15 protein-coding genes are annotated in these 26780 nt (G+C 42.7%); 10 read left to right on the top strand and 5 right to left on the bottom strand.

Going from position 1 to position 26780, the window contains the following annotated elements; all coding sequences use genetic code 11:
* Positions 1-115: 115 nt before the first annotated feature.
* The 4 genes from GSY63_RS16825 to GSY63_RS16810 form a co-directional block, all read right to left on the bottom strand.
* Positions 116-2692: a phosphocholine-specific phospholipase C gene (locus GSY63_RS16825; protein ID WP_166587003.1), complete on the bottom strand. Its 2577-nt coding sequence runs from the start codon at positions 2690-2692 to the stop codon at positions 116-118.
* Between the two features lie 45 nt (positions 2693-2737).
* Positions 2738-3871 (bottom strand): TIGR03364 family FAD-dependent oxidoreductase, encoded by a 1134-nt coding sequence (locus tag GSY63_RS16820; protein ID WP_166587002.1) that lies wholly within the window; start codon positions 3869-3871, stop codon positions 2738-2740.
* Positions 3868-5184, bottom strand: coding sequence for a DUF5690 family protein (locus GSY63_RS16815; RefSeq protein WP_166587001.1), 1317 nt, complete (start codon positions 5182-5184; stop codon positions 3868-3870). The genes GSY63_RS16820 and GSY63_RS16815 overlap by 4 nt, the downstream gene beginning before the upstream one ends.
* 138 nt (positions 5185-5322) lie before the next feature.
* Positions 5323-5901, bottom strand: coding sequence for a helix-turn-helix domain-containing protein (locus GSY63_RS16810; RefSeq protein WP_166587000.1), 579 nt, complete (start codon positions 5899-5901; stop codon positions 5323-5325).
* A gap of 184 nt (positions 5902-6085) precedes the next feature.
* Between GSY63_RS16810 and GSY63_RS16805 the strand changes: the two genes are divergently transcribed.
* The 4 genes from GSY63_RS16805 (at position 6086) to GSY63_RS16790 (ending at position 12624) form a co-directional block, all read left to right on the top strand.
* On the top strand, positions 6086-6661 hold the full coding sequence (locus tag GSY63_RS16805) for a phosphonate degradation HD-domain oxygenase (protein ID WP_166586999.1): 576 nt from the start codon (positions 6086-6088) through the stop codon (positions 6659-6661).
* Between the two features lie 193 nt (positions 6662-6854).
* Complete coding sequence (locus tag GSY63_RS16800) at positions 6855-10139, top strand: SusC/RagA family TonB-linked outer membrane protein (protein ID WP_166586998.1); 3285 nt, start codon at positions 6855-6857, stop codon at positions 10137-10139.
* A gap of 14 nt (positions 10140-10153) precedes the next feature.
* On the top strand, positions 10154-11734 hold the full coding sequence (locus tag GSY63_RS16795; RefSeq protein ID WP_166586997.1) for a SusD/RagB family nutrient-binding outer membrane lipoprotein: 1581 nt from the start codon (positions 10154-10156) through the stop codon (positions 11732-11734).
* A gap of 62 nt (positions 11735-11796) precedes the next feature.
* The gene (locus GSY63_RS16790) at positions 11797-12624 is read left to right on the top strand and encodes a glycerophosphodiester phosphodiesterase (RefSeq protein ID WP_166586996.1); all 828 of its coding nucleotides are present in this window, start codon (positions 11797-11799) and stop codon (positions 12622-12624) included.
* Positions 12625-12627: 3 nt separating this feature from the next.
* Here GSY63_RS16790 and GSY63_RS16785 read toward each other — a convergent pair whose 3' ends face one another.
* Positions 12628-14559, bottom strand: a complete 1932-nt coding sequence (locus tag GSY63_RS16785) for a sialate O-acetylesterase (RefSeq protein WP_166586995.1) — start codon at positions 14557-14559, stop codon at positions 12628-12630.
* Between the two features lie 201 nt (positions 14560-14760).
* On the opposite strand from GSY63_RS16785, the gene GSY63_RS16780 reads away from it, so the two are divergent.
* From GSY63_RS16780 to GSY63_RS16755, 6 genes are all read left to right on the top strand, one after another.
* Positions 14761-15567, top strand: a complete 807-nt coding sequence (locus GSY63_RS16780) for a polysaccharide deacetylase family protein (protein WP_166586994.1) — start codon at positions 14761-14763, stop codon at positions 15565-15567.
* Positions 15568-16133: 566 nt separating this feature from the next.
* A complete protein-coding gene (locus tag GSY63_RS16775) occupies positions 16134-19289 on the top strand; it encodes a SusC/RagA family TonB-linked outer membrane protein (RefSeq protein WP_166586993.1) in 3156 nt (1051 codons plus the stop codon).
* 19 nt (positions 19290-19308) lie between these two features.
* Positions 19309-21066, top strand: coding sequence for a RagB/SusD family nutrient uptake outer membrane protein (locus GSY63_RS16770; protein ID WP_166586992.1), 1758 nt, complete (start codon positions 19309-19311; stop codon positions 21064-21066).
* A gap of 63 nt (positions 21067-21129) precedes the next feature.
* Positions 21130-22761: an endo-1,4-beta-xylanase gene (locus GSY63_RS16765; RefSeq protein ID WP_166586991.1), complete on the top strand. Its 1632-nt coding sequence runs from the start codon at positions 21130-21132 to the stop codon at positions 22759-22761.
* Positions 22762-22838: 77 nt separating this feature from the next.
* Positions 22839-23921 (top strand): endo-1,4-beta-xylanase, encoded by a 1083-nt coding sequence (locus GSY63_RS16760; protein WP_166586990.1) that lies wholly within the window; start codon positions 22839-22841, stop codon positions 23919-23921.
* A 16-nt stretch (positions 23922-23937) separates the two neighbouring features.
* Positions 23938-26775, top strand: coding sequence for a glycosyl hydrolase 115 family protein (locus tag GSY63_RS16755; protein WP_166586989.1), 2838 nt, complete (start codon positions 23938-23940; stop codon positions 26773-26775).
* Positions 26776-26780 lie beyond the last annotated feature (5 nt).

Genomic DNA, 26780 nt, shown 5'->3' with positions numbered 1-26780 from the left:
AGCGAGGATACCAAAACAATCTGTAGAAATACTGTAGGGGGAGTTAATGTAAACGCAAATAGCCCAAGCTTTTCGGCTCGGGCTATCTTAATTATATTCGAAAACTGTCCCGGTACTAAACAATAGTTCCACCCATTAATGGGTCACTGAAACTGCTGGCGCCTGTTTCAACACGGCCGGCGTATCTTTTCTCAAATGATGCATGGCCCTGAACTTTTATACTGAAATCGTACCAACCAAAACTTTTGCTCAGGTCGAGTACAAAGTTGGCTTGCGCCGGTTGAGACGCAGATGCTACAACTACTTTTTTGCGGCTTCCGGTTTTGTAGGCATTGTCAATTACTTCTACGGTATAAGCTTGCTTATTGTTTAAATTGTTGATTTTTAGTTCGATGTTACCTGTTAACTTTTTACTGTTAGTAAGGTTGGTTTGATATTCAACAAGAGTTTCAATAGCCGGATCGGCAGCATTACCTTTAAACTCCCTGAAAAAGCCATTAGGTCCATAAGTTCTCAAATGATAGTTAGAACCTTCAAACTCTTGTAATGGCCAAATGTCACTTAATTGGTCGTTAGGTTTAACGCCGTAAGCCCAGGTGCGCAGGTTGTCAAACTCATTTTTGTTGTCTATACGTACATACTTACCCGGCGCATATACATTAAAAGGACCGCCGGCAGTTTCGCTACCAAATACGGTATCCTTACTGGCGAAAGTTATTTCGAAAGATTTTTTATCAGCGCTCAATTTACCATCGGCATAAAGTTGGTAAGGCAGCGCACATGATGCCCGGATCCCTTTTTCTTGTTTGGCCATGTATGGCGAAAGATGTGGCGCGTGATTGATCTGCGCTATTTCATCTTTGGTCAATAATTTATAATCGCTCGGCAGTTTTTTAAACTGGGCCTTGTGAATGCTTTCTAAAAATGCATTTTTGGATACGAACTCCGGGTCGGCAGATTTCTCTCCATTATGTGGCCTGAAGGTAGATGTTAAGTTGCCGCAAATGGTTCTGCGCCAGTCGCTGATGTTAGTTTCCGGTATTGTTTTACCCGCTTTTTTATTGATGAAATGTTCTAAGAACTGCAGCGTAGAGGTATGGTCGAAGACCTCGGAGTTTACCCAACCGCCGCGGCTCCAGGGTGACGCAATTACCATAGGAACGCGGAACCCAAGACCTATCGAACATTCGCGGTCGTAATGTGTCGGGAAATCTTTGCGTGCCTGCTCTTGTTCAAGAGTTACATATTCAACACGGGTGTCTATTCCTTCAGAAACCTTACCGGTGCCTTCTTTGTGCGAGTGCGGTGCGGTAAATGGTGGCACGTGGTCAAAGTAGCCATCATTTTCATCATAAGTGAGAATGAAAATGGTTTTCTTCCAAACTTCAGGGTTTTGGGTAAGAATATCCATTACCTCAGATACATACCATGCGCCATACCAGGGGGCTGATGGATGATCTGAAAAGTTCTCGGGAGCAGTTAACCATGATACCATTGGCAACGTGCCGTTTTTTACATCTTCTCTAAACTGATGCAATACATCACCTTTAGGCGCTTTCATAGATCGCTCAGTACCGGCGTCATTATAGGGTAGATCGGCTAACTGATGATAATGAGGATCGTTTTGGTTTGTATTGAAAGCCTTTAAATGAAGGTTTTGCTGATGTTGGGAAAGCTTTTCAAACTGACCGGGCTCTAACAAATGCTCGTTCTTTTTGATATTGTCCAGGTCGAGTTGTTTTTGTCTTAACTGTAGTTGCAAATGGTCGATGTGTGCATCGCCCGGGCTTAACGCATCGATTTGTTTTTGCATTGCAGCAATTTCATCTGGCAATGTGGTTAATTGCCTTTTGAGCTGCTCAATATGCTTAGCGTGCAATTGGATGTTATACTGCCCGAAGAACTCAAGCGGGTTATCCTGAAAGTTAGAAAGCCATGGATCTTCTTCGCCCTTAAAGCCCACGTCGATGCTCATTTCATTCTGGTAGCATTTCCAGCTGATGCCGTTTTCTTCCAGGCGCTCGGGGTAGGTTTTCCAGTTTAGGGTACCGTAGTCCATGTCGTCATTCCAGACATTGGCTTTAGAATTTTCGTGCTGCTCCTCGCGAATGGTACCACTCCAGAAATATAAACGGTTGGGATTGGTACCCGTTAGAGACGAACAGAAGTTTTGATCACATACGGTGAACGCATCTGCCAGGGCATAATAAAAAGGGATATCCTCGCGGGTGTGGTAGCCTAATGTTAAAGGCATGTGGGCGTAGCTTTTATGACCCGATTGCTTTACGTTAAGCCACTGATCAAACTTGCCGTCGTTACGCGCATTTACCTGGTTCGACCAGCTATGCGGCAGCGAATTCATCCAGGTGGCTTTGGTATTTTTGATATCGAGATGGAAAGGCGCATAAGTTTCGCCCTTATCATTAGATTGTAGCCATACTTTGTTTTTATTAGGAAGATCGATTGCTCGTGGGTCGTTATAACCACGTACACCGCGTAGGGTACCGTAGCAATGGTCGAACGAGCGGTTTTCCTGCATTAGTATCACCACATGTTCGGCATCCAAATAGGTGCTGCCCGCCTGCGGATCGATGGCTAAAGCTTTTTGTATAGAAGTAGGTAAAACGTTAAATAAGCCGGTTGCGCCAGATAAAAGCGCGGCTTTTTTAATAAAATCTCTTCTGTTATCCATAGTGTAAAGTAAATTCAACAGGTTTACTATAATGTAAATTATAGATTATTTATTCAGCCTGCCAGCTATAATTTGTTCACATAAACCGAACGACAAGGTCATGCCGTTGCCACCAATGCCATTAATAATAGTAACTCCCGGTTCGGCTTCTAAAACCAGTTCGGTTTGGCCGTTGGTCATTTTAGGATAAATGCCATTCCAGGTTTGGATAATATGTGAGTTTTTTAAGCTGGTAAATGTTTCGAGATATTTTAAGATCATCTGGTTAATAAAATCCTTATCGAAGGGATCGTGCACCAATCCGTATTCGTGCGAATCGCCGACTGTGAGTTCGCCAGTATGGTTTTGCGAAACCATAACGTGCACACCCCATTTCAATTCCTCTGCATATTGTTGCTCATACCGTTTGCGTAATGCGGGTAAGCCCGGTGCAACCTGAAAACCCGGATAGTGGATCATAGACAAGCCGCCGCAGAGCGACGGACCAATGCGCCAACCATTGGGCTGGGCTTCCATGCGCATCATTTGCAGTTTGCATTTGGTAATATCTGTCTCTGCAAATATTTCTGGGTAAAGCGTTTCGAACTCGCTACCGCTGCAAACAAAAATTTCGTCGGCCTGCCAGCTTTTGTTGCCCGAAATAACTTTAGGATGTTCGATACGGCTGATGGCGGTGTTCCAGTGAAAGTCTACCTCATATTTATCAGCAAGGTGTTTTGCCACTTGGCCAATAGCATTCCGTGCTTCCAGAATCATTTCTGTACCGCTCCACAAGGCGCCTTTTAGCCCCTCGGGATTAACACCGGGCGACTTTTGAAGCGTTTGCTCCGCTGTAAGTAAAGCGCAATCGCGTTTTTGTTGGTTAGCCGATACATACTCGGTCATAACCTGCAATTCGTCATCATGGTAGGCGAGGTGTAATGAACCTACCTCGTCGTGCCAGATGCCAGCTTCAACACAAATTTCTTTCCAGATGCTTCGCGATAACATTGCCCTATCGAACAATGGCCCTGTTGGCTGACCGATAGGCCAGATCATCCCGAAGTTACGTATAGATGCGCCAATGGCTCGTTCATTGCGCTCAAAAACGGTTACCTGATAACCTCTTATTGCTAGGGCACGTGCGGTAGCTAATCCAACTATACCTGCACCAATTATAATTGCCGACGGTTTGCTCATGTTGTAAAAAGTTTAAGTTCTTGTTCGCTGTTTTGTTTTCGCTGACGGTTAGCGGTGTTTAAGAAATAAATCAGGGATAATATAGCGCCTGCACCGCCAACAACAGACAGAGTGAGCAGACCTTCGTTATAAAAGTTTTCCCAACTGATACCGGGCCTGCCTATTTCTTTAATTAGCAATATGCTGATACTACCTAAATAGCCCATAGCGTCGGCAATGTACATTACAAAGCCAACATTACTGCGGTATTTAAAAGAGGCTATCATGCGCTCAAAGAATATGGCATTGTAAGGAACGTAGCCCAGGTACAAACCCAATCCGGCCAACGACATCCAGGTTATGGAATCTATATACCGCATATTGAACAATACTGTAGATACCCCAGCTAATACGCATCCACAAATAATTAGTAAATGAATGATACTGAATGCACGCAGATTATTTTTAATCAAAATAAGCAGACTAATTGCAACCAATACAATTATGGATATCATAGAATCGATATTGGTATAAATGCTGTTGTTTTTGATGCCGAGGCCGGCCCAGATTTCTACCTCAAAATTATCGCGGATATCACGCATCACAGTTAGTAACACATAAACGATAATAGTTAGAATGATACCGGGTAGAAACCGCAACAAAAACCTTTTCCTTTCGTCGGCGGTCATGGGGCTGCGTTCAGATCGTAATGCCTTATCTTCTTCGGTGGGGTGGGGAATTAGTTCGAGCATTAAGATGAAAAGCAGTAAGGGTATTACGAATAACGCACCTGTTAAAAACGGCATCAGGTATTCGTTAACATGTAGGCTGCTCATTAAGGTGCGGCCTATTGTTTTTACAAATCCCGAAGCGAATATCAGGCTTATAGATAATACAGCAGCCATAAATTCGGTGGCTTTACGCCCTTCGAGATACCCAAATATCAAGCCCCAAATCATACCCAGCGGGAAACCATTGATAAATAAAAAGATGATATTCCAAGGCGCAGGTACGGTTGCGAAACCCAGCAGGGCCACCCAGGAAACGCCAATTAAAATCAGGATGCTTTTTGCCCTGTACTTACCACTTATTTCGGCAATAAAGCGTATGCCATAGAATTTACTGAGCGTATAACCCACTACCTGGGCAATAACCAGCCAGGCTTTATAATCAACATGCAGATATTGTTGCCCTGTATAAGTACCTGCGGCAAAGGATTTGCGGAAAGCATACATACACGTATATGCACCAAAAGCCGACAAAGATGCTATAACAGATACAAGACTATACGGCCATCTGGCTACTTTTAGCCTTAACTGGTTGATTACAGACATGTTGCGCTTTGTTTAACAGTGCAGTCTGAAATATCAAAAACAAGGGCTTTAATAGGCATAGTTGAGTAATTTTGTTTAGCAAAATTAAACTATGTTTATTAAGAGTAAACCAATTGTGTGTTAAGGTTATTTTAACTACTACAATTGTTCTTCGAAAAAATACACCACCAGCATGCGTGCAGTTTCTTTACCAATGTTTTCGGGTGTATGGGGGAGACGTCCGTCAAACAGCATCGAATCTCCTGTATTTAAGGTGTACGAATCTTTGCCAAAATGATATTTTACCTTACCCGAAAGAATGTATTTGTATTCGAAGGCTTCCGTTTCTACCTGTGGCCTGCTGGCATCGGGCTCCAGTTCCAGGATCACAATATCTACAGTCGAATTTTTGATAGAGCGGGTAAAGATGCGCTGGTAATGGAAACCTTCGGCATGCTCTTTCTCAAAATGCTCATATTCTGACTGTTTGCGTATAATTAACGGCGAACGTTTATTATCGGCTTGTATATCTTTGAAAAACACATTCAGGTCTATCTCCAATGCCTTAATTATATCTATTAATACAATTAGAGACGGGATGGTACGGCTGTTCTCAATTTGCGATATGAGGCCCTTACTTACGTTGGCCCTGATGGCCAGCTCCTGCACAGTTATATTTTTTTCCCGGCGACGTTCTTTAATCCGGTTACTGATCTGGATCAGTATATCATCTTCCATTTTATTAGTATTAATTGCGAAGCGAGAAAAGTAGATAATTAAAAATGCGGAAACAATAGTTGTATAGTTAAATACTGTTAACTAGTAAAAAAGATACATAATGCGAGTATTGCCTAATTATATTATACGCTCATAATAATTTAGTAATGTTGATGTTTTTACTTAGCCTCAAACTTTTCTTAATATGTTACCGAACCCAACTCCCGAACAAATAGTAGAAGAAGTATTTGCCCTGTATGAATTGCATGGCGATGATGATTATATCGGAGAGCCGGTATCGCAGATAGAACACATGTCGCAGGCGGCTGCTTTAGCACAGGCAGAAAGTTATGATGATGAAGTTATACTGGCAGCCTTTTTTCATGACATTGGCCACTTATGTGCAAGCGACCAAGCCGAAAGTATGGATGGCTTCGGTAATATTGACCACGAAAAATTAGGGGCCGATTATTTACGTGGGCATGGTTTCTCAGAACGTTTATCTAAATTGGTTCAAGGCCATGTTATTGCCAAACGTTATCTCACTTATAAGCATCCCGAATATTTTGAAAAACTCTCACCTGCGAGTAAAGCCACGTTAAACTTTCAGGGAGGAGTAATGAGTGCATCTGAAGCTGCAGATTTTGAAGCAGACCCCGACGCTGACCTAATTATCCGCATGCGCTATTGGGATGATGAAGCGAAGCTTATTGATATTCCGGTAAATAATGTTGATCAACTGAAGGTGATGGCAATCAATCATTTAAAACGGCAATCCTAAAATGGTATTGTTTTGTAATGTTAATTTTACATAACTGTTTCGTGATGATATAATTACCAATTTCGCCTTACTTAACGCTTAGTGAACAAAGTATTAAAGTTTACTTAATCTAAACTTAGTTTATTATTTATAAACAAAGTTTAGTATTGCTGTAATCAAATTCTACTCACTTTCTCACTAAAGCATTAAGTAAATGAAACACTTTTACCCGAATTTAAAAAGGCTCGCTATTGCTCTGATATGCTGCCTTTCACCAGTCCTCTTATTTGCGCAAAGCAAGATATCGGGCACGGTTAACGACGAAAGCGGCCAGCCGCTTCCAGGAGTTAGCGTTATGTTAAAAGGTACCAATAAAGGTACAACCACCGATATATATGGTAGGTTTATTATTACTGCAAGTGCAGGCCAGGCATTGGTGTTTAAATTTGTTGGTTTTAACGAGCAAACAATTGCCGTAGGAAGCAATGCTAATATTATAGTAAAACTTACAGGTAATAGCAAAGCACTTAACGAGGTTGTGGTTACGGCCTTAGGTGTTAAAAAAGAAACCCGCCGTGTAGGTTATTCATTGCAAACTGTAAATGGCGAAGACCTTACATTAGCCCGCGACCCTAACCCGGTAACCGGACTGGTAGGTAAAGTGGCCGGTTTATCTGTAGGCCCATCTGCAGAATTATTAGGTGCACCAAACGTCGCTATAAGGGGTAATACTATCTCTTTATATGTGGTAGATGGTTTTCCGATCAACACGGATACTTACAACATTAGCCCTGATGATATCGAGACTTATACGGTATTAAAAGGCCCTGCAGCGGCTGCACTTTACGGTAATCGTGCATCATACGGCGCTATCTTAATTACCACTAAAAAAGGAAACAAAAACAAAAAAGGTTTAACTGTAGATATTAATAGCAGTACTGTTATCAACACAGGTTTTCTTGCATTTCCACGTATCCAACATTCTTATGGTCCGGGCGAAAATACGTTCTATCAGTTTGTTGATGGCAAAGGCGGTGCACCGGGAGGTGTGGACTCGGACTATGACATCTGGGGCCCATACTTTGCAGGTCAGTTAATCCCTCAATATGATAGCCCGGTTATTAATGGTGTGCGCCAGGGCACTCCTTGGGTTGCCAGAGGTGCTAATAATTTGAACAACTTTTTGCAAACGGGTTATCAAACCAACAACAACGTAGCCTTGAGTGCTAATGGCGATACTTACACTATCCGCTTATCGGCGTCGCAGCAGCATCAGCAAAGTTATATCCCTAAAGAATATCTGGATATAGCCAACGCCAACTTATACGCTTCATTTAACCCAACCTCTCGCTGGAAATTTGAAGGTAACGTTGACTTTAACAGACAAACTACAGATAACTTTCCCGACGTACAATATGGTCCTAACAGCTTGATCTACAACTTAGCTGTTTGGACTGGTGCCGACTGGGATGTTAACGCACCGGATATTAAAGCCATTTGGCAACCTGGTAAAGTTGGCATACAATCGCAGTTTGCGGAGTATACCCGCTACCATAACCCGTGGCTTATGGTTACCGATTGGACACGCGGACATTATAAAAATGATGTTTACGGCTACTTATCGGGTAACTACAAGATCAACAACAACCTGAACGTTACTTTACGTTCGCAGATTGACACATACAACATTCTGCGCACCGAGAGTATGCCGTTCTCTGCTCACCCTTACGGCCGCGAAGGTAACCAGGGTGACTACCGCGAAGATCGCCGCGATTTGTTTGATAACAATACCGAATTGATGGTTAACTATGATTATACCATTAAAAAGTTCTTAAACCTATCGGGTTTGGTAGGTGGTAACATGCGCAACTTCAGCTATAACTCAAGTTGGACATCTACCGATTACCTGAACGTGCCTGAGGTTTATTCTTTCAGTAACTCCAAAAACGCAGTTCAGTCAACAAGTTTCAGGTCTGATATGCGGGTATTAAGTGCTTACTACTCATTAGATGCTACGTTTGGTAAATATGCTACCATTTCTAGCACCGGTCGTATCGATAAATCATCTGCTTTCCAGGTACCGACAACTTATTATTACCCAAGTGTGTCGGTAGCTACAGTGGTTTCAGATTACGTTAAACTACCAGATTTTATTTCGTTCTTGAAAGCGCGTGCATCATATTCAAACATCAGGTCTGATGCTACTTCGACCACCATTGGCCCTGCTCCGTTTAATTCTATCACCGTTTACGGTGGTACTACAACAGGTGCTAATCCTTTGTTCTATAATCCACTTGGTTATGGCGCTACATATAACTCGCCATACAACGGTCCGGATTATTCATTAAATACTGCTTACTCTACCAGTAAGCCATACAATAACCAAACTGCCGGATATGCATCTGATTACTTGTATCAAAACGGCATTAAAACTTCTACCCGTATCAATTACGAAGAGGGTTTTGATATTAAATTTCTGCAAAACCGTTTAGGCTTAAGTGGTACAGCATTCCAGTATATCGATGGTCCGCGTATTTTACCTAACGCGATTTCAACTGCTACAGGTTACACTACTGAGTACATCAACGCATTAAAGACAAAGAAGACCGGTTACGAAGCTTCGATCAGCGGCACGCCGATCAGAAATGCAAACGGATTTAGCTGGAATGTGTTGGTTAACCTTTCAACCTTTAAAGAAGTTTATAAAGAGCTTCCTCCGGGACAGGATACTTACCAGACATTCTTCCAGGCCGGTGACCGTACCGATAAATTATATGGTACTGCTTTCGTAAGAACCCCTCAGGGCCAGATTATAAACGATGCTGCTGGTAAACCGCTAATTAACCCGGTTGCTCAATACCTGGGTAACGAAAATGCAAAATATGCCTGGAGTACTTATAACAAATTACAGTATAAAAATGTGAGCCTCGGTTTCCAGTTTGATGGTTCGGTAGGTGGTGTTATTATCGATTATATGCACAACAAAACTATGCGTGGTGGTGCAAACATCGAAACTGCCGAAGGCGCTTTAGGCGATGCCCGCTACCAGGATTGGAAAAACTTTGGTGTAGCAACTTACAACGGTACTTATGTTGGTCCGGGTGTTATCGTATCAAATGGTGCTGCTATTAACTACGATTCAAAAACCGGTGCTGTATTAAACTATAACGCATTGCAATATGCTCCTAATACTAAAACGGCTTTTGTGCAGGATTATGTGAGTAAATACTACAATGCCGACGAAGCTAACTTAATGAGTAAAACCTTTTCTAAACTGCGTGAGGTAACCATCGGTTACGATTTCCCTAAGCAATGGCTTGATAAAACCTTTATTAAAAGGGCAGGCGTTTCTGTATATGGTCGAAACCTGTTGTATTTCTACAAAGATCAAAGGTTTAAAGACGTAGATCTTGACCAATACAATATGGCGGTATCATCAACAGGCTTACAGTCGCCAACCGTACGCAGTTATGGCTTTAACTTAAATGTGTCATTCTAAACTGAGCAGTAATCATGAAAAAGATATTTAAAAATTATTTACTGTTAGCAGTTGTTCTATTAACAGTAACCAGTTGTAAAAAGAGTTTCGAAGAGCTTACTCAAAATACCAACAAGCCTAGTAGTGTACCGGCATCGCTGTTGTTTAACGGCATAGTAAATAAAATGGCCGATTTGCCCGAAAACCAGAACGAGATCTACGATCAATATTACCTTTATAACTATGATTATTATGGTAACAACAGGTACGACCTGGGCAGTGGCGACGATTACTATCCAACCCTGAAAAACGTAGTGGCTATGGAGCAACAGGCTATTAAGTCTGGCTCTGCTGCAGTAAACCCTTATAGTGCTTTAGGTAAGTTTTTTCGTGCATACTTCTTCAGCAAAATGAGTTTAGAAATGGGCGATATCCCGATGACTCAGGCACTGCAAGGTATAGATAATCTGGAGCCAACTTACGATACGCAAAAAGCAGTAATGCAGCAATCATTAACCTGGTTAGAAAGCGCAAATACTGATCTTACAACGTTAATTTCCGCCGGTGATAACACATTACAAGGTGATATCTACTTAAACAACAGTTTAGTGCAATGGCAGAAAGTGGTTAATACTTTCCGTATCCGCTTGCTGATCCAACTGAGTAAAAAGGCAACAACAGATGCGGACATGAATATTCCATCGCAGTTTGCTGCTATTATTGGAGATGCTAAGAAATATCCTTTAATGACCAGTTCCGCAGATAACCTGCAATACACCTTTGTTACGCCAAACAATTTTTACCCGTCTAATCCAAATAACTTTGGTCAAAGTGGCTCACGTAAAAATACTTCGGCCACTTACATTGGTTTATTAACTCAGTTAAAAGATCCAAGGGTATACGTTACGGCCGAGCCAGCTCGCGATTTGGTTGATAACCAAAAGCAAAACCCAACCGATTTTGCCTCATTTGTTGGTGCCGATGCGGGTTTAGATTTAGGTGTGATGTATAATAATGCCGGTTTACAGAAATACTCATTCATTAACCGTAAGCATTTTTACTCAACCTTTACCGGCGAGCCAAGTATCCAGATCGGTTATCCCGAACTGATGTTAAATATTGCAGAAGGCATTAACCGTGGTTGGGCAACCGGCGATGCGGAAAGCTATTACATAAACGGTATCAAAGCTTCAATGGCATCTTACGGTATCCCGGATAATGGCGCGTTTACAGCTTATTTCTATCGTCCTGGTTCTACAGATGTTACTGCGGCTGCTAACTACGATACCTATAGCATTCCTGCTAACTTTACTACTTACTATAATCAAGCGAGTGTAAAGTATACAGCCGGTGCCGCCGGATTAACAGCTATATTGCAACAAAAATACCTGGCATTGTTCAGACACTCTGGTTTGGAGTCGTACTTCACCTATCGTCGTACGCTGGTACCTAACTTTACTACAGGTCCGGGTACCGGTAATAGTGGTCGTATAGCTTTGCGTTTTAAATATTTGTCGGCAGAGCGTACATCTAACGCAACCAATTATAACAAGGCATTACAAAGCCAATTTGGTGGCAATGATGATATTAACGGTGTGATGTGGATTCTTAAATAATAATAAAACACCTAGCAAAAGAGCCGTTAGCAATAACGGCTCTTTTGCTTTAATGCATATTAATGAAAAAGCTGATTTTACTTATAACAGGTGTTTCTTTAAGCTTATCGCTATTCGCGCAAAATGAGGTTGGTAGCTATAAACCAAACCCTGTTCCGCATTCAAAACATCGATTTATAGTTGTGGCACACCGTGGCGATCACACGCTTTATCCGGAAAACACCATCGAAGCTTACGAGCAAGCTATAATGGCTGGTGCGGATTATATCGAAATAGACCTTCGTACCACCAAAGATGGCAAGTTGGTAAGCCTGCACGACGCTTCGGTTAATCGGATGACCAATGGCAAAGGGTCTATAAAAACTCTCACCTTAACCGAGGTTAGCCAGTTAGAGATTAAATACAAGGACTCTGTATGCCATATTCCAACTTTTGAAAATATACTTAATCTGAGCCGGAACAGGATAAACCTTTATATCGATTTTAAGGATGCCGCCCCGGGTATTGTATATCAAATTTTGAAGCAGCATCAAATGGATAAGCAGGTATTGATTTACATTAACAGCGCAGATCAGTTTGTAAAATGGCGCAAAGTTGCTCCAAAGATACCATTAATGGTAAGTATGCCGGATAGCGTAAAGTCGATAACTGAAATGCAGCAATTCATAGAACGTTATCATCCAGATATCTTGGATGGTGATTACAGTCAATATTCCAACGAAATGGTGGCTTGGTTAAAGGCGCACAATATCCCTGCTTGGCCCGACGCGCAAAGCCCTACTGAGGGTCCTGCTGTATGGCAAAAAGCAGCTGTGTTGGGCTTACTCGGTTTGCAAACCGATAATCCTGAAACATTAATAAAATATCTTAAAGAAAATGGTTTAAGATAATATTTACTGATCGGTTCTGAAGGGGGAGGCCGGAAGGCCTTCCTGGTTATATAGGTTTGGATTTTCGGGGTTATCTGCCCAGGCATAACGCACATAAGCAGGGTGGGGGATTTGTGGGCTTGATACTACAACCTGGTTGCCCTCAATTTTGGCGACACCCCATACAAACTTTTTATCAGACCCGGCTATTGCGAATTGTTGTAACTCGCCGCCCTCTTTCACCATTAAGCCTTTGCCGATGCTACTGAAACTGACGAGGATTTTATCGCCATCTACCTTTGCAGACTGAAACAGTGGGCCTGATGAAACGATGGCCTGATCGCCATAGGCAACTTTCTCGGCTGCTAGTGCTAAACGTTCGCCAACATCCTTTTTGTCGAGCGGGTGAATATCGTTCCATTCGCCCACATCTATCGTAACTGCCATACCGGTATTTGGTATGCTCAATGCTTTTAACTGTGCTTCGCGCAATTCGGCCCACTGGCTTTCGGATGGCGAGTATTGTACTTCCATAAAATTGGGTAACTGTGCGTAGACGAACGGTAATTTGTTGTCTCCCCATTTGCTACGCCAGTCCGTAATTAATGCCTTTAAAAGCGAAAGATATTCATTTGGCTTGCCCGAGTTTGCTTCCCCTTGATACCATACAAAGCCTTTTACCCTGTAATTGATAACCGGGGCCACCATCGTATTATACAACCCTGTTGGCTCGTTCTGTGCCGAGAAAGGAGCTTCACCCTCATATTTTGCCGGGCTAAAAACCTGGCCAACTTTATAAGTCCAGTCTCCTCGCAGGTCGATACGCTGATCTCCGATAATTAAATCGTTTGATTTGTCGGGTACAAACCCACCTTTGCCCGCGGTGTTTGTTATCCTTATTACAATGGTGTTTTTTCCTGCTTTTAATAAACCCGAAGGCACTTCATATCTTCTGGGTGGGTATTGGTAAGTAATATTGCCAACCAATTTGCCGTTTACGTAAGTCTGGTCGGCATCCACAATGCGGCCCATCAATAACTTGCCCGGTTTACCAGCCACGTCGGTAGGCAGGTTGATTTCTTTTCTGAACCAAACCACACCATTAAGATTTTTAACACCTTGATCAGCCCAATAGCCCGGCATCCAGAAATGATGCCAGTGGTTTGGTACATAGGTGGTATCGTACCATTTAACCGCTTCTGTAAGCCCTTTATCAGGCTGCAGGTCATCAGTTTTCGCGGTCGGTTTAGGTTTGAGTAGCGACGCCAGATACGCGGTGTCTTTAAATTTTTCTACTCGCGATGAGTATTGTGGTATTTCTTTTATTCCTTCGGCGGTTATCCATGCCTGAATAGGGGTACCGCCCACACTCGAATTAATGATCCCAACCGGCACATGATATTTTGAATAGAGTTGCTTGGCAAAGAACCAGGATGCCGCACCAAAAGTAAGTACATTGGCCGGGTTAGCTGCGAGCCACTTACCCGGTGGTGTATCCTCGTGTACCTTAGCTACGTCGGATACGGTAGGCAAAAAGAAATTGCGGATCTGCGGAAAATTAGCGTTCTCAATTTCGTCGAGATATTTTTCTTTAACACGGTCCATAGGCAATACCATATTAGATTGGCCCGAGCAGAACCATACATCGCCTATCAGAATATCATTGACTAGGATATGATTTTTTCCCTTTATATCCATTATATATGGTCCACCCGCTTTTAACGGGGGAAACTTCACTAACCAATTGCCTGTGCCGTTGGTTGTTACCCGTATAGATTTGCCAGCAAACTTTATCTCCACCTTTTCGCCGGGTTGTGCCCAACCCCATACATTTAATATAGTATTTCGCTGTAATACCATGCCATCACTTATCAGCGCAGGCAAGCGGATATCTGCCTTTGCCAAGGCAGTGTAGGCGAGTAAACATAGTATCAAGATATAACGGGTAGATCTCATAAGTAAAGGCAGTTTGATATTGGTTGTTATAAAGGTGATTAAAATTTATTCTTTATGCAATCGATTGTATTAATTTTACTTTTATCGTCAATAAAAAGGAAGTTTTTTAGATCCCTGGTATTCGGAAATTTTATGAAATATGATACTTCCGGAATATATTTGGCCTCTACTGATCGCATATAACTATTATAAAAGCTGTTTATGAAATTTAAGCACATCCTATCCGGACTACTATTATTTGTTACGTTTACCGCAAACGCGCAAAACACGCAGTTGTGGAACAATAAACAATGCGCTGTGGTACTTACTTATGATGATGCCATCGACATAGACCTTGATAATGTGCTTCCTGCTTTAGATTCTATGAATTTTAAGGGAACTTTCTATCTTATTGGTTCATCGCCAGTTGTAAATAATAGGATAGAGGAGTGGCGCAAGGCCGCAGCCCATGGCCATGAGCTAGGTAATCATACCTTATATCACCCTTGCGACGGCTCTTTGCCTGGGAGAGCTTTTGTTACGCCAGCAACTGATTTAAGTAAATATACCGTAGCACGTGCGGTTAGCGAAGCACGTATAAATAATACGCTTCTTAAAGCAATTGATGGAAAAGGCAAACGGACTTTCGCTTACCCTTGTGGTGATACAAAAATAGGCGACACCCTGTTTTACAACTATTTAAAAAGCGATTTTGCAGGTGCACGTGGTGTAACCCCAGGTTTAAAGTCAGTTAACCAGGTTGATCTCGATAACATTAATTGTTATGGTATCAATGGCGAAAATGCCGACTATATGATCAGTTTGGTCAAAAAGGCGATGGAAACTCACACCTTATTAGTATTTCTTTTTCATGGTGTTGGGGGCGGGCATCCGCTTAATGTTGGCTTGGGCGATCACAGTAAATTGCTGCATTTTCTCAAAAGCAATCAAAAAAGTATCTGGGTTACAACAATGGTTGATGCTTCAACTTATATAAAAGCCCACCAAACTGCTGACCAAAGCAAGTAACAACGACTTTGTTGTTGACTCCCTCTTCTTTGTTCTTGCTGGAAGCCTATTATAATCAGGCTTTCTAACGGCATGATAACAAGTATTCTAAGTGTAGCTTATACGCTAAGCCGTATTCGACAGAGTTGTGTAATGGATGTACTAAAACCAGAATTTTTGGTGCGTTAATCGGTGCTTTTTATTGTCATTTATGTAATTAATTGAAATAAAAACATTTTATCAATATCGATTTAGTGTTATCATTTTAATCGACAATTTGAGTTTTTTCAGAAAAAATTTCATGTATAAATGGTATTTGCAGAAAAAATAGCAAATCGTATTTTATTTGTGCAATCGATTGTATTTTATGATAGTTTTACAATAACCAATTTATATCACCACGTTAATAATTGCTGCTCCGGGAAATGAGCTCAAGTATATGATCTGGTAAACGCTAAAACTAAATTATTGCAATGATGAGAATACCCACTTAACACATGCTGCGTGCCAAACTATACCCAAAATGTGTGTATAGTTCTCATTATCAATATTCTAATAATAGAATGCCTTAAATCCAATTATAAATTATGAAAAGACAATTACTCAAAAACTACTGGAAAAGCTGGCTTATACTAATATGTATGAGTTTGTTTTCCATATCGCTTTACGCCCAGTCCCGTAAACTGAGCGGTACAGTTTTAGATGAGAAGGGAATTCCTCTTATCGGCGCTACTGTTAAATTAAAATCTGGTAAGCTTTCTACTTCAACAGATATTAACGGCAAGTTCTCTATCAATGTGCCAGAGGCCGAGACAGGTTTGTTGGTAACCTATATAGGCTACTTACAGCAAGAAGTACTTGTTAATGCGCAAAGTGCCAATTTGCAAGTTAGGCTTAACCCAAGCAGCCGCAACTTAAACGATGTGGTGGTAGTGGGTTACGGTACTCAACGGAAAAAAGATGTTACCGGTGCCATAGGTTCCATTAGTGGTGCTACGTTGCAAGAAGTGCCTGCAACCAACATTACTAATCAGTTACAAGGGCGCTTAGCCGGTGTGGACGTGCAGAACAACAGCGGCCAACCGGGTGCTGCCGGACAGATCCGTATACGTGGCGAGCGTTCGCTGGGTGTTTCGGGCACGCAAAACAACAATCAGAATACACCTTTAATTGTACTGGACGGTTCTCCGTTTGTTGGTGGAAGCATCAACGACATCAACCCTAATGATATCGCTACAGTCGATGTATTAAAAGATGCATCTGCAACGGCTATCTACGGTTCGAGAGGTGCGAGCGGTGTTATCATCATCACCACCAAACGTGGTAAATCGGGCAAAACTATTGTTAACTACAATGCCTATGCAGGTGTAAGCAACAGAACAAGCGAGTATAACTTAATGAATGGCACCGAGTACGCTGCCTTTAAAGAAGCTGCCCGTGTTTTAAACAGCGTTAACCCTGGTACATCAAACTATAACTTAACTCCCGCCGAAACAGCTGGTTTAGCTAATGGAACTAATACCGATTGGCAAAAACTAATCTACCGCACAGGTTATGTTAATGATCAAAGCCTTAACATCTCCGGCGGTACCGATCGTACACAGTTTTCGTTCGGTTCGGGCTATCGCCATGAGCAGGGGATAATATATGGTCAGGACTATACACGCTATACCATGCGTGCTACCGTAGATCATCAGATCAGCAGAATTTTTAAAGTAGGTGGTAGCACTATCGCCAACTTATCTGTGGCCAATGGTGGTAACCGTTATCCTGTAGGTGGTGTGGTAAGGCTAAGCCCGCTGGTGTCTGCTTACAATGCCGATGGAACCATCAACATGTTGCCGCAGGTTGGATCGATAGATGCTAACGTGGTAAACCCGTTAACTATAAGAGATAAATCTACCAATACCGACCAAAACAGAAGGCTGAGTTCAATCAATACCTTATACGGAGAGATCAATATTTTAGATGGGCTAAAATATCGGGGTAACGTTGGTTTTGCTTATTACTCAAGTGGTGGTGGTATGTATACCGGCCCAAATACTTTCTATAACAACAATACTTCGTATGCGCAGGCAGCAGAGAATGTAAATGCCAGCGAAAACTATACTTACACTATTGATAATATCCTTACTTACGATAAGGTATTCGCTCAAAAGCATCACCTTACGGTAACTGGTTTATATAGCATCGAAAAAGACCACTACCAGGGTAACGGATTTTCTGGTGTAGGTATCCCGGTTGATTATATCCAAAACTATAATCTGGGGCAAGCAGCAACAGTTAACGCTACCCCTAACGCAGCAACCTTCTCAGAAAATGGTTTAGTATCATACATGGGCCGTGCAAACTATGTTTACAATGGTAAATATTCGGTAACGGCCACCATTCGCGATGATGGTTCATCTGTATTCCCAACTAAAAAATACTACGTATACCCTGCGTTCGCAGCAGCGTGGAATATCGATCGTGAGGGCTTTTTTAAAGGTTTAACCGGTGTAGTATCTTCTTTAAAACTACGCGGCGGTTATGGCAAAACATCTAACCAATCGGTAGGCGCGTATTCGTCTGCAGGTCCGTTATCGAGCAATTTCTATAATTATGGTTCTACCGGAGCCAACGGTTACTTCTTATCAACCCTTGCCAACCAAAGCTTAACCTGGGAATTTACAAATAGCGTAAACATTGGTTTAGATTTCGGATTGTTTAACGATCGTATTACCGGTTCGGTTGATGTATACGAGCAAAAAACAGATCACATTCTGCAACAGGTAAACCTTCCTCCAAGCAACGGAGCAAGCAACGTTTTCGAAAATACTGGTAAAACCCAAGGAAAAGGTTTGGAGATCTCGATCAGCTCACAAAACATTAAGAGTGCTAATGGTTTAAACTGGACAACAGACCTTAACATATCCTTCAACAGAAACAAAATCATAGCCCTGCACGATGGTATACAGCAGGATATCGGCAATAACTGGTTTGTAGGCCAACCGTTTAACGTTATTTATGATGTAAAGAAAATAGGCATCTGGCAAACAAGCGAAGCCAGGCAGGCGGCCGTATACGGTCAGTTACCAGGACAGATCAAAGTTCAGGATGTGAACAACGATGGAAAGATCAATGCGTCAGATATGCAAATCCTCGGTAACTTTCAGCCTAAATACACCGGCGGTATTACCAATACATTTACCTACAAAAGCTTTGATCTGAATTTTGTAGCCAATTTCCGTATCGGTCAAAAAGTTGTAGTGCCATATCTTTCTGCCGATGGTAGTGCCCAGGGTTATCCATTCTTCGGCAATGGCCGTGTAAACCAATGGAAGGTAAACTACTGGACACCAACCAACCCAACCAACGAATTCCCGGCACCAGATGCGGCTAACGACAAGCAGATCTACGCTTCTACACTGGCTTATCGCGATGGTTCATTTGTTAAAATGCGCAGTATCAACTTTGGCTATACTTTCCCGTCAAAAATGCTGGCGAAGGTTGGCATCAGTTCATTACGAGTGTATGCTACATGTTATAATCCTTTTATTATTTACTCACCGCTGGTTCATGATGGTTTAGCTATCGATCCGGAAGGGAACGCAGTTGGCGGTATCGTTTCATCAACGGCCAACACGGGTTACCCAACATCTGGTGGGGGCGCTGCAGGTACAACTACCAGCCGTGCAATTACAGTTAACCTAAATAACCCGCCAACCCGCACATTTCAATTGGGTGTAAGTGTAAAACTTTAACATTTAAGCATTAAAAGACATGAAACAATATAAAAAGATTTCCATGATCATAGCAGCCGCTACTTCCCTTGTTATGGGCAGCTGTCAGAAGAATATATTGGAAGAAACACAACGCACCGCTATTACACAGCAATCCTTTAGTTCGGCTGTGGGGGTAGTTGGTGGTATCACTGGCGTCTATGGCACCATGCGCAGTTTATGGGGAACCGAAGGTTTCACTAACGAAGTAAATGGTGGGGTTGATGAAACACTATTAGGCGGCAGCGGAAGCGGCACGCCGGTTTTTACCTACCAAAATATCGGCCTCGACGAGTTTTTGCCAACTTTCCAGATCTCGTACCAGGATATTAATACACTTAACGGTGTTTTACAATTCGGTACCGCTATTACTGATCCAACCCAACGTACCCAATACCTTGCGCAAGCTAAGTTTTTAAGGGCATTTTTATACTATCACCTGGTGATTACGTTTGGCAAAGTTCCGTTGCATACCACCTTTGTTACCGAGCCAACAACTGCTGATTCCAGGGCGCCGATTGCTGATATCTACGCTCAGATTATTAAAGACTTAACCGAGGCGTCAACAGAACTGCAAGCAACGCCGGCATCGCCTTTTGGCGGCAAAGCCGCTACTCAGGCCACCGCGTTGTATTATTTAGGTAAAGCATATCTATGTAGAGGGTGGGCTTTAAACCAGGCCGCTGATTTCACTACTGCAGCCGCAACCTTTAATAAATTGATTACTAACAAAGCTGCTTATGGGGTAGACCTCTGGCAAGACTTTGGGGATGCCTTTAAGCCTGCTAATGATTACGGTAAAGAAACCCTTTTTGTGATTGACGAAAGCAGTGACCCTAAATATGGTAACTATGTAGCGGCGGGCGCAGGCGGTAACTATAACTTGTTAACTGTGTTTTTCCGTCCGAATTATCCGACACTTAATTCAGCGTACCCTTCATCAACCGGAACTTCGATGATGACGCGTGATGTTGCAAATGGTCGTCCGTTTATACGTATTCGCCCAAATACTGATTATATGCTGCGTGTATTTGCCGACAGAACGAATGATAGCCGCTTTGATAAATCGTTCCAAACTACGTGGATAGCTAATACTGCTGGTGTGAGTACACCAAGAGGGGCGCTGACAGTGGGTGTAGATACCGCGATATGGATGCCGCCCTACGATCCGGGTGCTGCGAAACGAGCTTCATTTAAAGGTGTGATTTTGATACCACCATCCTTGGTTACAGCGGGTTCAACAGCTAATGCCTACACGCCGATTTATTATCCATCGATGAAGAAGTTTGATGACCCTAACCGTACAGGTGTTAATGATCCGTCGACAAGGCCGGTTGTTGTAGCCCGCTTTGCAGATGTTTACCTGTTAGCTGCTGAAGCTTATTTCAAAGCAGGCGATTTAGCAAATGCCGCCAACATGCTTAACGTAATAAGAACTCGTGCTGCTTATAAAAGCACCAACACCAGTGCGCAAAATACCGCAGCCGTTGCCGCCATGCAGGTAAATACCGGCCAGATCAATCTCGATTTTATATTGGATGAACGCTCTCGTGAGACATACGAAGAGTCTACCCGCTGGTGGGATTTGGTGCGCACCCAATCATTAGGTCGCAGATTGCAAATGTATAATGCTACAGAGGGTTATACCGGATATGCAAAGTCAACCCCTGCTGATGCATATTCTTTAAGGCCAATACCAAACACAGAGATCAGCCTGGTAACCTCCGGTCCTAAAATGGAGCAAAACCCTGGTTATTAATTGTATTTAAACTTTGATTAAACCAACCCGGCTACTAAGCGTAGCCGGGTTAAAAATACTAACATGAAAAAAAGATATTTACAAAATTCATATTGGGCGACCCTTGCAATCGTGGCTATGCTGGGCAGTTCATGCAAAAAGAATCAGGAGATGGGCGTAGCTAACTATGGCGACTTCGCTGATACTACCGGTACACTAAAAAGCTTGGTTAGTTTTCCTATTGGTTTGGCAACAGAGTACCCGCTTTCTACCGCCAGTAATAAATATATGGCCACCGTAAAGCGCGAGGCTTCGGCAATAACCTTCGGCAACGAATTGAAAAATTCATCTGTTTTAAAGGATGATGGGACTTACAATTTTACTACTGCCGATGCTTTTTATAATCTGGCAACTACCAATGGTTTGCAGGTTTACGGGCACACCCTGGTGTGGCACTCACAGCAAAATACCACTTACTACGCTAAGGTAACTGGTGGCGGAGCCAGCGGTTCGGCGCCGAATTTGTTAACCAATGGCGACTTTGAGACCGGCAGTTTTGACGGCTGGGCGGCTTATAACGGCGCAAGCTCGTTTAGTGCAACCACAACAACCGGCGAGGTGCATGGAGGTGCAAAGGCTTTGAAAGTTGTTGTTGCTGCGGATAATCCGGGCAAGCAATACATGGTGCAGTACGCTAGTCCGCTGTTTACTACCACACCAAACTCGGTTTATAAAGTTACGTTTTGGGTTAAGGCTTATGCAGCCGGCACGGGTGCCATTCGTTTGTCTACCCAAAATTCAACGGGTGGTAATGCCTCTTATGAAGGTGATCAGGACGTAACAACGGCTTATACACAATACACCTGGACCTTCACCGCAAAAGACCCACAAACACGCATATTGCTGGATATGGGGCAAAAAGCCAATACCTATCTGGTTGATGATATTTCTGTTGTTGACAACGCGTTGGCTTCGCCTCCAACCGGGGCTGCCTTGGTTACGGCCGTCGATAATGCTATGAAAACCCACATCCAAACGGTTGTAGGCCATTACGCTGGAAAAATAAAACAGTGGGACGTACTTAACGAGCCATTTACAGATGCAGGCGCCCTGCGCGATAACAGCAACACGGCAGCCGGTAGTGGTATATTTGTTTGGCAAAACTATCTGGGCCGGGCTTATGCAGCCAGTGCATTTAATTATGCCCACGCAGCAGACCCAGCTGCAGAATTATTTATGAACGAGTACAACCTCGAGACATCAACTGCCAAACTAACCGCGTTTGTTGGCCTGGCTAACGAGCTCAAAGCTGCAGGTGTGCCAATTACCGGTTTGGGTACTCAACTGCATATTTCTATTGGGACACCTAAAGCAGGTATTGATAATATGTTTAAAGCGTTGGCTGCAACAGGGTTAAAGGTGCGCATCTCCGAGCTTGATGTACGCGCCAATCCGGGCGACATGGGTAACTTTACGTTAAGTTCGTTCACCGCTGCAGATCAGGCTGTTACTTATAAATATGTAGTATGGTCGTATTTGCAGAATGTGCCTGCGGCTCAACGTGCCGGTATAACAGTTTGGGGTGTTGATGATGCTACTAGCTGGATTATTACATCGCAAAAGAAATCAGATTTACCTCTGTTATTTAATGCCGATTTTTCTAAGAAGCCAGCATATGCAGGCTTTAAACAAGGACTGCAGGGACAAACTCCCTGATATTTAAGCGGTTTAATTGATTGGTAAATGCCCGGTTTTATAACCGGGCATTTTATTCAAAATGGATGCCTGTGAAAATGAAGATCTCTAAACAATATCTCTTGCTAATACTGTTGACATTGGCATTAAAGTCATCGGCACAAAGTAATGCCGATACTAAAGGCCTGAAGGACTATTATCGTAAATACTTTCCATTAGGGGTAGCGGTATCGCCTTACAGCATTAAGCAAACTCAGCAAGCTGGTTTGATAATAAGGGAATTTAATAGCATTACGCCAGAAAACGCCATGAAAATGGGGCCAATACATCCTGAGGAGAACCGCTACAATTGGCAGGATGCGGATTCGATAGTCGCCTTCGCACAGGCCCACGGTTTAAAAGTACGAGGCCATAATCTTTGCTGGCACGAACAGACGCCTAGATGGCTATTCTACGATCAGCAAGGCACTTTATTAAGTAAGGAAATACTGTTAAAGCGTTTAAGGGATCACATTTTTACAGTTGTTAATCGCTACAAAGGCAAGATCTACGCATGGGACGTTGTTAACGAGGCTATCGACGATGATAGTACCCACTTTCTACGTAACTCGTTATGGTACAAGATATGCGGCGAGGATTTTATTTATAAAGCTTTTGAATACGCCCATGAAGCCGATCCTAAGGCAGTGCTCTTCTATAACGACTACAATACCGAGCGTCCCGAAAAGCGAGAGAGGGTTTACAAATTATTAAAGAAATTGATCGATGCCAAAGTACCGATCAATGCGGTTGGTTTGCAGGCGCATTGGTCGATATATGAGCCCGGGCAAAAAGATCTTATAACGACGATAGAACGCTTTGCCTCATTAGGTTTGAAAGTGCAGATCACTGAATTAGATATGTCGATATATCCTTGGGAGAAAAGCCCTCGAGAACGTCTCCCAGGCGAATCAGATACCTATACACAGGATCTCGAGCAAAAACAAGCCGACCAGTATGCCATGGCATTTAAAGTTTTCCGCAAATACAAAGACGTAATAACGGGTGTAACTTTCTGGAATATATCCGACCAGCACACCTGGCTCGATGAATATCCTGTAAAAGGACGAAAAAATTATCCATTATTGTTCGATCAAAACCTGCAGCGTAAAAAGGCTTATCAAAGCGTAACCAATTTTTAACCAAAGTAAAAGCTACATGAAGCTCAATAAACTATTTGCTGTTGTTATTGCCGTTTTAATTCCGGCGTTGGGGTATACGCAAGCTCCGGGGCATAAATCGTATATAAGTAATGCGGCCGGCGCCGGTGACTTTCCTTTATCGATTAATGGCAAGGCGGCATCAATATATGTAGGCGCCGATGAATACATTGGTGTAAAACGAGCTGTAAATAGTTTAATAACAGATCTTCACTCAGTGAGCGGCGCTTCTGCTTCGTTAACTCAATCCAACCAAAAGCAATTGGTGTTAATTGGAACGTTGGGCAAAAATGATAAAATAGATCAGCTAGTTAGGGAGAAAAAGTTAAACGTAACTTCTATAACCGGCAAATGGGAAACCTATTTGATACAGGTTGTACAGAAACCCTTTGCAGGGGTAGACCAAGCCTTGATAATTACAGGAAGTGATAAGAGGGGAACGATTTTCGGCGTTTATGATCTGTCTGCTCAAATCGGTGTTTCGCCCTGGTATTGGTGGGCAGATGTGCCGGTTAAAAAGCGGAATCGCATCTATGTGAAAACAGGCAGCTACAGCGATGGCGAACCTGCGGTAAAATACCGCGGCATTTTTATAAATGATGAGGCCCCCGCGTTTTCGGGCTGGACGCACGAGAAATTTGGTGGTGTAAACCATAACATGTACGAAAAGATGTTCGAGCTCATCCTTCGGTTAAAAGGCAATTATTTGTGGCCTGCCATGTGGGGTAATGCGTTTAACGACGACGATAAACTAAACCCGGTACTTGCCGACGAGTATGGCGTAGTAATGGGAACTTCGCACCATGAACCGATGGATAGGGCTCAACAAGAATGGAAACGCTATGGTAAAGGCCAATGGAATTACGAAAATAATAAGGATGTTTTGCAGGACTTTTGGCGGAAGGGCATAGAGAATATGGGTAGCAAAGAAACCATTGTAACCGTGGGAATGCGTGGCGATGGCGATATGCCAATGACCGAGGGCAGCAACATAAAATTGTTAGAAGGTATTGTAAAAGATCAACGGCAAATTATTAGTGAGGTTACAGGTAAAGATGCCTCTGCAACACCGCAAATGTGGGCGCTATATAAAGAAGTGCAGGCATATTACGATAAAGGGATGCGCGTGCCTGATGACATTACACTTTTGCTATGCGATGATAATTGGGGTAATATCAGAAAACTGCCAAATTTAAATGCGCATCCACGTAAAGGCGGCTATGGAATCTATTATCATTTTGACTACGTAGGTGGCCCGCGCAATTATAAATGGCTCAACACAAACCCAATATCAAAAACCTGGGAACAAATGCACCTGGCTTATGAGTACAATGCCAGGCAGATATGGATTGTAAACGTGGGCGATTTGAAGCCTATGGAATTTCCGATCAGCTTTTTTCTTGATTATGCGTGGAACCCCAATAGATGGCCTGCCAACAGTTTAAAGTCGTACACCGAACAATGGGCTGCCCAACAATTCGGAAAAACAAATGCCGCCGAAATTGCCAGGATATTAACGCTTTATACGAAATATAATGGTCGGCGCAAACCCGAGTTATTAGATCAGAATACTTATAGTTTAACTAATTATCGCGAATTTGAAACTGTGGTGGCTGATTACAATAAATTAAGAGATGAAGCCGAAAAGCTTTATACCAAAATCCCGGCAGCCGCGAAAGATGCCTATTACCAACTGGTTCTTCACCCTGTAATAGCTTGTGCCAATCTAAACGAAATGTATTATGAAGTAGCTAAAAACAAGCTATATGCAGAACAAAGCAGAGCTGCAACAAATACTACAGCTTCACGGGTTAAGGCTTTATTTAAAAGAGATAAGGAAATTTCCCGTTATTATAACGACACCCTTGCTCATGGCAAATGGAACCACATGATGGATCAAACCCATATTAGTTATACCTACTGGCAACAACCGGAAGTTGACAAAGTACCCAGTGTTACAGAAATATCCGTGCCTGCCAAGGCTGAAATGGGCGTAGCTATAGAAGGCTCCGCAAAATCATGGTCAGGCAATGCAAGTGTATCCGGGTTCCCGCAGTTTTACCCTTGGGAAAAGGGCGGGCATTATGCCGAGATCTTCAATAAGGGCAGCGAAACATTCAATTATGACATCGAAAGCTCTGCTGCCTATGTGGGTATTAAACCTAAAACAGGCAAAGTTATGCAACAACAGCGTGTTTGGATCAATGTCGACTGGGCAAAAGCACCGAGGGGAACGAGTCATGTGCCGTTAAAAATTAAGGGTGCCGGAGGCGAGATTACAGTTGAAGTAACTGTAAATAATGAGAAGCCCGCTCTTGCAGGAGCATTCGCAGAGAATAATGGATATATCGCTATTGAAGCAACGTATTACACTAAAGCAGTTAATAGCAATGCCGTAAGTTGGCTAACAGTACCCGATTATGGTAAAACACTGTCTGGCGTGACACCGGTTCCTGTAACTGCGAAAAAACAGCAAGCTATTGGTAACAGCCCTCGTTTAGAGTACAACATCAATTTAAAGGATACGGGTACAGTTTCGATAATAACTTACGTTTCGCCTACAATTGATTTCAGAAATCAAAAAGGGTTGTTTTATGGTATTTCGATAGATGATGAACAGCCACAATTAGTTGATATTAACACCATTGCCGATAGTAAGGATTGGAATGCCGCCGTTGCAGAGAATATCCGAAAGATGGAGACCAAACATCATATTGCCAAACCCGGAAATCATGTTTTGAAATATTGGATGGTTGATGCAGGCGTGGTATTGCAAAAACTGGTTGTAAACACCGGCGGACTCAAAGAAAGCTATTTAGGCCCACCGGCTAATTAACGGGA

Origin of the sequence: Mucilaginibacter agri, from assembly GCF_009928685.1 — a bacterium.
In the GTDB taxonomy this organism is placed as follows: Bacteria; Bacteroidota; Bacteroidia; order Sphingobacteriales; family Sphingobacteriaceae; genus Mucilaginibacter; species Mucilaginibacter agri.
This window is presented reverse-complemented; position numbering and strand designations above follow the sequence as displayed.